A 7,564-nucleotide genomic window follows, 5' to 3' on the forward strand; every position below is an offset into this window, starting at 1 on the left:
CTAAGCAAGCCACTTCCCAAGCCAGGCAAATGCATCTTTCTGCATCTCAACATCGAACTTGTGCGGACCGTCATAAAACTTCGCTGCGTACTTTTCTGACGCATTAGCCTTCTTATATACGGCTGTCAGAATGCGGTCGGCTTCCTGCATCTCCGGTAATGTATATAGTGGATCCTGATTGTTGTTTTGAACCAAAGTAGGTAATGGTACCCTCAAACCAAGTATCTCCGGAAAGTCAATAAACTGCGGTAACAATGGCGTGTACGTCATCCAGGTGTGATTGAAAGATCTGTTAAAGATTAAATCCGACCACGTTGTCATAAAGCCTACGCAAACCGCGCATTTGATTCGCGGATCCAGTCCGCCAAGATAAACAGTACGCAGACCGCCGCCTGACAATCCGCAGCAACCTATCCGCTCCGGATCAACATCTTTTCTCGCACTTAAAATATCCAATGCAACCTGATCTTCTGACAGAAAGACCCCTGGCCAGGTTGTCCCGGCGGAGAATAGCGACTTCGACATCACGTGCTCGTGCTCCGATGACCACGCATTATAAGCTTCTATATGCTCCGGTTTCTCAGGATCTTTATCGGTTTTCCCTGTGGTATCGACGCCTCCCCAGTTGAGGCCTTCTACATCATCGTAGTGTACCCGCCTGCTGCCAAATGCAAAAGTATCATGCACCAGAACTGCATATCCAGATCTGGCGAGCTCATTGGCCCACGCCTTACCGCCATAATCAGATTTCTGATGTTCTATAAGGATCGGATGTTGATCTTCCGACGTTTTCACGATTTTCCGGTAACCGAAATACTTCATACCGGCGTGATCATGCAGGCCGAGTACCGCAGGTAATGGTTTAGTTGCACCTTGCGGTTTGAGGAAAACTGCCTTTGTTGGTCTTCCGTAGCCCAATTCCCACGATAGCTCTTCTATTTCAAGTCCGTCGAAAACATATTTTTTTTCGACAGTAACCTTGGGCATAACTGGTTTTGGCGGACTGGCGACGAGCTCCCTGGTTTTGGCTAAGGCTTCCTTTTGCCAGCTTTTCAGGTCTTTGTATTTCTCATTTCTGTAAGAAAGGTTCGGCACTTTGGGCTGCAATGCATTCGCCCATTGACCATAATGTCCGATTACACTTTTCTCCGGTAGCATAGCTGGTAGACTAGTAGATTTCGATAAAACAGGAGCTTGATTTTGGATAAGATGTGGGAACGTGGCTGTTCCGAGCATTGCTGCAATAAAGTTTCTCCGTCCTATTTGCCCAGCCGGATCTTCGTTCGTGTTTGATTCCATACAAGTTATACTTTGACAAAAATCTTATTTCGGTACAGAAAGTACAGAAAGAGCCAAACCAGCACGAATCCGCCCAGCGCATTGTAAACCTCGTGCCATTTTTCAGGCGCGTATTTGTAAAATCCCTCAAAAAGTAGTTTGGAAGATGCATTGAAGTTTACAAACCTGACTGCCAGGTAAATAACTAAAGAATTCATTCCAATAACCTGAAAGAAAAAAGCCCATCTGGAAAAACCTTTTACATCGATGATCCAATAGAAAGTGGCAAGGAACATAAATGCGAGCCCGGAAGTAAGCATAATAAATGAGCTTGACCACAAATGTTTGTTAATCGGAAATAGCAGGTCCCAGGCGAGACCAACCACAATGCCGGCAAGTCCGAGTAAGACTAGCTTCTTAACTTTTTGATTTTCAGGAGCAGCTTTCAACAGAATATCACCTGCAATTGTGCCAAATAAGGTTAGACAAATCGCGGGAAATTGTGTCAGTATCGCAAGTTCATCGTAAGTACCCTGTTTGAGTTTGCCAGGCATAAAAGCGCGGTCAAACCAGCCTACCAGATTTCCCTCAAATGACAAATCGCCAGCGCCGTAACCTGGTACAGGAATGAGCTTTAGTGCGAGATAATATACAACCAACGTGGCGATAGCGATACCAAACCGCTGAACAAAGCTGAACCGCATGAATAGCAGCGCGCTCACAAAAGTAGCCAGCCCAATGCGGCCAAGTACACTTCCGTATCTGATATGAGCAGGGTCGAAGACATCGATAGGTGCATTTTTATCAAGGATACCCAATGCGATCAGAATGAGCATTCTTACAAAGATTTTATTTCTGATTTCGGAATGGTGCATTCCTTTAGACAAGCCTTTTTGAATACTGAAAGTCAAGGAAGTACCGGCAAGAAAAAGGAATAATGGAAAGATGAAGTCATAGAATGTAAATCCGTTCCATTCAGGATGCTCGAATTGATCAGCCACTGCATCTATCATTGGAATACCCGTTTTGCCTTTAAGTAGAAAAATAAAGGCGCCACCTCCTGAAATCATCAGCATATCAAACCCGCGCAGTGCGTCTATCGAAGCTAGTCTGGTATTTCTGACAGGCACAGCCTGTTCTGCCGGGGCATAAAGCGTTTTTGGTTCCATCAGTTGGTTTAGGTAAGGTTCTGGATTTCTGAGCTCGCGAGCAGACTTGCAGAGCTTTTATCCAGATAAAATACACAATCGGGATGAAGCTGCAAAATGCTGGCTGGAAACAAGTTACTCACTTCATTTTCAAGGCAATCCCGTACTGCCACTGCCTTGCGCTGATCAGGCACTGAGCAAATAATATGCGCAGATTGCATGATTTGTCTGATCGACATGCTGATTGCTTGCTGCGGCACTTCTTCCAGCGCGGCAAACCAGCCTTCGCCCATTTGCTGCCGTCTGCAGGGTTCATCCAGATTGACAATCAGGTAAGGCTTTTCCGTGTCGAAATCCGCAGGTGGATCGTTGAATGCAAGGTGGCCATTTTCGCCTATTCCCACCAGGGCCAGATCAATAGGATGCTTGCTGATGATCTTATCAAGAAGCTTTGTTTCTTCCTTTACGTCGCCTTCTCCATTAATCAGGTACGCCGCCTTCAATGGAGGTAGCTTTTCAAGAAACCGTTCGCGCAAATACTTGCGGAAACTGGCGGGATGCGAATCAGGCAAATCGATGTATTCATCCAAATGGAACATCGTTACCCTGCTCCAATCTATTCCGGTTTCCGAAATCAGCTGGTTTAAAGTCTCAAACTGGCTGGTACCGGTCGCAACAATGATATTTGCAAAACCTTTGCTTTTAATACTCTCACGAATCACTTCCGCTGCTGCTTTGCCAGCAAGAAGGCCAAGTTCCTTATTCGTTTGGCCAATATTAATCTTCATATTGAATTGATTAGATCTGGATTATGGATATCAGGATTTAACTTTGGTGTTTCCTCCTTTGGATAGGGTAAGGTCTACCGGTTGGTTATTCTTCCACGCCCCGGAAGTAAAATCAGGAATATCGATGCTGTTGGACCTGTTTACTACCGACCACTCAGATAATGGTGCTATCACGCTCCACGAAGCTGCATCGTATACATCCTGATCCAGCGGAAGTCCATTCCGCAGACAGTCGATCAACCGCCAGTCCATCAGAAAATCCATTCCGCCGTGCCCTCCTACTTGCTTTGCGAGCTCACCAATGCGTTTGACGATTTCAGGCTGATACTTTCGTTCGAGTTCATTATATTCTTCATCAGATACCCATTCATGCCCCTGAGAAATCCTTCCTTTCCCTTCTTTCCCCTCCATCGGATATTTCTGTGCAGCGCCTTTGGTACCGCTTACCAGGTGAATGCGCGAATAGGGGCGTGGAGAAGACACATCATGTTGCAGCATGATCGTTCTTCCTTTATTGGTTTTAATTGTGGTGGTATTCATGTTACCACGAAGCGGCTTCGTGGTGTATTGTTTAAAATCAGGATCTTTGGCTGCCATTTGCTTCGCCTTTTCACCCAACATAAAATCATTGCTCGCGACAGAAACGAGAAAGTCCATCTTATCGCCTCTGTTAATATTCAGTATTTGAGCAACCGGACCAAGTCCGTGAGTTGGGTACAGGTTCCCGTTCCGCTGGTTTTCTTTCAACCTCCAAAGGTCATATCGCTTTGATTTATCAAAAAAGGAATCGAGGATATCATGAATATAAGCACCTTCTACGTGGACGATTTCACCGAAGAATCCCTGACGCGCCATATTCAATGTGAGAAGCTCAAAAAAGTCGTAACAACAATTTTCCAGCATCATACAATGCTTTTTCGTTCTCTCTGAGGTGTTAACCAACTTCCAGCAATCTTCTACGGTGGTAGCAGCAGGAATTTCGACAGCCACATGCTTTCCGTGCTCCATTGCATACAATGCCATCGGAGTGTGAAGGCTCCACGGGGTACATATGTAGATCAGATCAATATCATCCCTTTCGCAAACCTTCTTCCATTCATTTTTGCTTCCTGAGTAAAGGGTCGGTTTCTGATTTGATTTCTCAAAGACCTTCGCTGCCTCATTTACATTTTCTTTCCTAATGTCACAAAGCGCCTTTACTTCGACATTTTCAAGATGAATGATCCGCTTTATTGCACCACCGCCCCTGTTGCCCAAACCGAGGTATGCAATGCGAACTGTATCGATTTTTGGCGCGGCATACCCTGACATATTGAAGAGCGGTGCCTTACTGTCAGTTGTGGTAGCCCGTTCCGCCTTAACAGCAAAATTGGGAGTCAGGCCGGCAGCTATGCCCAGCCCGGAAAGTTTCAAGAAATCTCGTTTTTTCATGGATGTGTTAGAGCTTAGGAAGTGATTTAACGAATGCGGAAGTGCCTATCGCCAGAATGTCAATCTTACATTTAAAGGATGGATCAGACGTATACCGAAACAATTTACATGATTGAGGGAGCGACTAATAGTGGATTGAAATAAATATTAGCGAGAACGTTTACGATAACGGTGGGTATAAAGTCGCCTTTGTCATTCTTCCTATCATATACATCTAATAAGAGGTCACAAGTGCTGCGAAGGTCAAGTACTATTAAGGATATCGCCCGGGAGCTGAATATCTCGGTAGCTACTGTATCGCGTGCTTTGCGCGATACTTATGATGTAAGCAGGGAGACAAGAGAGCGGGTTTTGGAAGTTGCGAAGAAGTTAAACTACAAACCCAACCTGAATGCACTGAACCTTGTGCAACGTCATACCCGAAACATAGGAGTTTTGATCCCGACAATAACTAATTACTATTTTTCGACAGTAATAACAGGAATTCAGGAGACAGCAAACTTGCACGGGTATAATATCATTCTATACCTGACAAACGATTCCGCCGAGACTGAGGAGAGGCTCATAGCTGAACTGCCTTTTAATCACATAGATGGATTGTTGGTATGCGTCTCATCACAAACCCGCATTCATAAGTATTTACAGGAACTTAGCGAAAGAGGAATATCAGTCGTATTCTTCGACAGGGTCATTGAAGAAGCAGGCTTTTCAAAAGTGATGCAGGATGACTATAATGGGGCCTTTATGGCGGTTGAACACCTACTTTCCTGTGGCTACCGTAGAATCGCGCACATCACAGGCCCGAGCAATCTGTTATTAACTCAGAACAGAGTAAAGGGTTATATGTCCGCTCTTCAGCAATTTGACATTGAATATAATGAAGTGGTTTCCTCAGGATTTTCCAGGCTCGATGGTCAGGCAGATACGGATAGCCTATTTAGTCAAACAGCAGATAAACCGGACGCAATCTTCGCTGTAAATGATCGAAAAGCTATAGGTGCTATTCTAGAATTAAGAAGGAGAGGTATTGCCGTTGGAAAGGAGGTTGGTGTTATCGGATTTACCAACGATTCAATGGGAGAAGTAATCTCGCCAACACTATCCACGATCGCAGAACCTGCATTTGAAATTGGTCAAAGCAGTTGCGAGCTCATAATCAATCAGCTTATAAGTAAGTCCCAGGTTAGCTCAGTGCAGGAAATCTTACTGCCCTGCCATTTGATAACAAGAGAGTCCACTCTTAAATCTTGACTATCATTAACGTATGAGAATATCATCGATCTAATTAGAAAGCAACATAAAAAGACCATCTTTAAGGGATGGTCTTTTGCGATGTATTGTGGCGACCAGGCTACGCGCCCCGCTTACTTTACCAGGTTTGATCCAAGTATCATCGGCGGTTCTGGGGATCAAGACCAAATGTTGTGGAGCAACTTAGATTAAGCATATAACTGAGTAAGCCGGTAAAGGAAGAATTCCACGTTTCGCACCCCTCTGAACTGTGCCCTGAATGCTTTGATCTTTGCGTTGAAGGATTCGGCAGAAGCATTGGTACTTCTGTTGTCAAAATAATTCACGATAGTTTTATAGTGATTCTCGATTGAGCGAGCGACGGTATTGAATGGTTTAAAACCGGACTGCCTGACCTTTTCGTACCATTTGGCCAATCTGGTCAGTCCGTATATTTTTTCAGTTGTGTTTGTGAAGATGTTACTGAGCTCTATTGCCAGCTCGTATGCCTTTTTGAGGTCTGGGAATCGTTCAAAGAGAAGTTGCACCCTTTCTCGCTGGCTTTCAGTCCAGGTATTGGGCTTTTTATACAGCGCATATCGGCTCCGAGCCAGGAGTTGTTTTACGGTGTCGCCGTTGGGTAATATTTCTGGCTGATATTCTGTCTGAGAGATTTTTGCCTGCTCAATGGCGTCATGTTCATTATCCAGCGCTTCCCAGCGATGTTTTATGCGGATTTCCTGCAAGGCTTCGATAGCTAACCTTTGCACGTGGAAACGATCAGTGACACGCGTGGCTCGTGGAAAACAACGCTTGGAGATCATTGTCATGCTGCCAGCCATATCCAGAGTTATCTCAGTAACTTTTTTGCGTTGTGATCCGGGGATTTTGCGAAGAACCTCAATAACCGTCTCAGCCTTAGTACCCGCGACAATGGCTACTATGCATCCTTTTCCGCCTTTCGCTGACTTGTTGGTGAGGATCGTGTACAGCTCGCCGTGAGAAAGGCTAGTCTCGTCAATTGATAAATGAGAACCGATATTTTGAGGGAACAGTAGCCATTTTTTAGCGTGTCCTTTTTGGCTCCAATTCTTGAATCCGCTTTGAAAATCACGGTAATGGCGTAGCAGATCCTTGCCATTCACTCCATAAAACCGTCCGATTGTCAAGGCGCTATTCGGGTTGGTATCGACCGATTTCCGCCCGGCGGCCCGGTTTTAAAAAAGCCGCGAATTCACTAGTCATTCGCGTCCCCTCTGCTACCTCCGCCCAGTCCCTGTAAACCACTTTACCGGTCTTGGTATTAAGCCATCTGCGGCGTTTAATGTGAAGAAAAACTTTATGTCCACGAATTGGGAAATCCTGAATTGTGATGGTAGGGAAAAAGCCTTTGGAGCGTAAATTTTTCTTGTCCGAATCGTTATCAGCAGTGTTCTTTTCTTCGATGCGAACGTGAAATGTATCTCCGTCTTTGTCTACGGAAGTAAGACTGAAATTTTCTAAAATGAATTCGGGTAATAAAAACTGAACAATAGGCAGGAAACTCTCCAAAACAAACAAGTTTGATTAAAAACACAAACCTAGAAAAATCGGATCAAGCAGAATTCTTGGGGTGAGATTAAGCATAAAGTTTCGTGATCCTGAATAGGAAGAACGGAATATCCCTCACACCTCTGGATGAGGCCCTGA

7 protein-coding genes are annotated in these 7,564 nt (G+C 44.8%); 1 reads left to right on the top strand and 6 read right to left on the bottom strand.

What is annotated here, in order from left to right:
• From ASG33_RS24380 to ASG33_RS24395, 4 genes are all read right to left on the bottom strand, one after another.
• A complete protein-coding gene (locus ASG33_RS24380) occupies nt 1-1,158 on the bottom strand; it encodes an acetylxylan esterase (protein ID WP_056291669.1) in 1,158 nt (385 codons plus the stop codon).
• Between the two features lie 146 nt (nt 1,159-1,304).
• Nucleotides 1,305-2,447, bottom strand: coding sequence for an acyltransferase family protein (locus ASG33_RS24385; protein ID WP_056291672.1), 1,143 nt, complete (start codon nt 2,445-2,447; stop codon nt 1,305-1,307).
• Nucleotides 2,448-2,455: 8 nt separating this feature from the next.
• The gene (locus tag ASG33_RS24390) at nt 2,456-3,214 is read right to left on the bottom strand and encodes a glucosamine-6-phosphate deaminase (RefSeq protein WP_056291674.1); all 759 of its coding nucleotides are present in this window, start codon (nt 3,212-3,214) and stop codon (nt 2,456-2,458) included.
• A 30-nt stretch (nt 3,215-3,244) separates the two neighbouring features.
• On the bottom strand, nt 3,245-4,645 hold the full coding sequence (locus tag ASG33_RS24395; RefSeq protein ID WP_056291677.1) for a Gfo/Idh/MocA family protein: 1,401 nt from the start codon (nt 4,643-4,645) through the stop codon (nt 3,245-3,247).
• 231 nt (nt 4,646-4,876) lie between these two features.
• On the opposite strand from ASG33_RS24395, the gene ASG33_RS24400 reads away from it, so the two are divergent.
• Entirely contained in the window at nt 4,877-5,896 is a 1,020-nt protein-coding gene (locus ASG33_RS24400) for a LacI family DNA-binding transcriptional regulator (protein ID WP_200942869.1), read from the top strand.
• A 188-nt stretch (nt 5,897-6,084) separates the two neighbouring features.
• Here the strand turns inward: ASG33_RS24400 and ASG33_RS24405 are convergent, their stop codons facing one another.
• On the bottom strand, nt 6,085-7,005 hold the full coding sequence (locus tag ASG33_RS24405) for a transposase (protein ID WP_255356554.1): 921 nt from the start codon (nt 7,003-7,005) through the stop codon (nt 6,085-6,087).
• Nucleotides 7,006-7,048: 43 nt separating this feature from the next.
• Nucleotides 7,049-7,426, bottom strand: coding sequence for a transposase family protein (locus ASG33_RS24410; protein ID WP_056291768.1), 378 nt, complete (start codon nt 7,424-7,426; stop codon nt 7,049-7,051).
• Nucleotides 7,427-7,564 lie beyond the last annotated feature (138 nt).

Origin of the sequence: Dyadobacter sp. Leaf189, from assembly GCF_001424405.1 — a bacterium.
Taxonomy (GTDB): Bacteria; Bacteroidota; Bacteroidia; order Cytophagales; family Spirosomataceae; genus Dyadobacter.

Bases quoted from the DNA above. Each gene is read 5' to 3' on its own strand.
- ASG33_RS24385 (WP_056291672.1), bottom strand. From the start codon at position 2,447: ATGGAACCAAAAACGCTTTATGCCCCGGCAGAACAGGCTGTGCCTGTC.
- ASG33_RS24390 (WP_056291674.1), bottom strand. From the start codon at position 3,214: ATGAAGATTAATATTGGCCAAACGAATAAGGAACTTGGCCTTCTTGCT.
- ASG33_RS24380 (WP_056291669.1), bottom strand. From the start codon at position 1,158: ATGCTACCGGAGAAAAGTGTAATCGGACATTATGGTCAATGGGCGAAT.
- ASG33_RS24395 (WP_056291677.1), bottom strand. From the start codon at position 4,645: ATGAAAAAACGAGATTTCTTGAAACTTTCCGGGCTGGGCATAGCTGCC.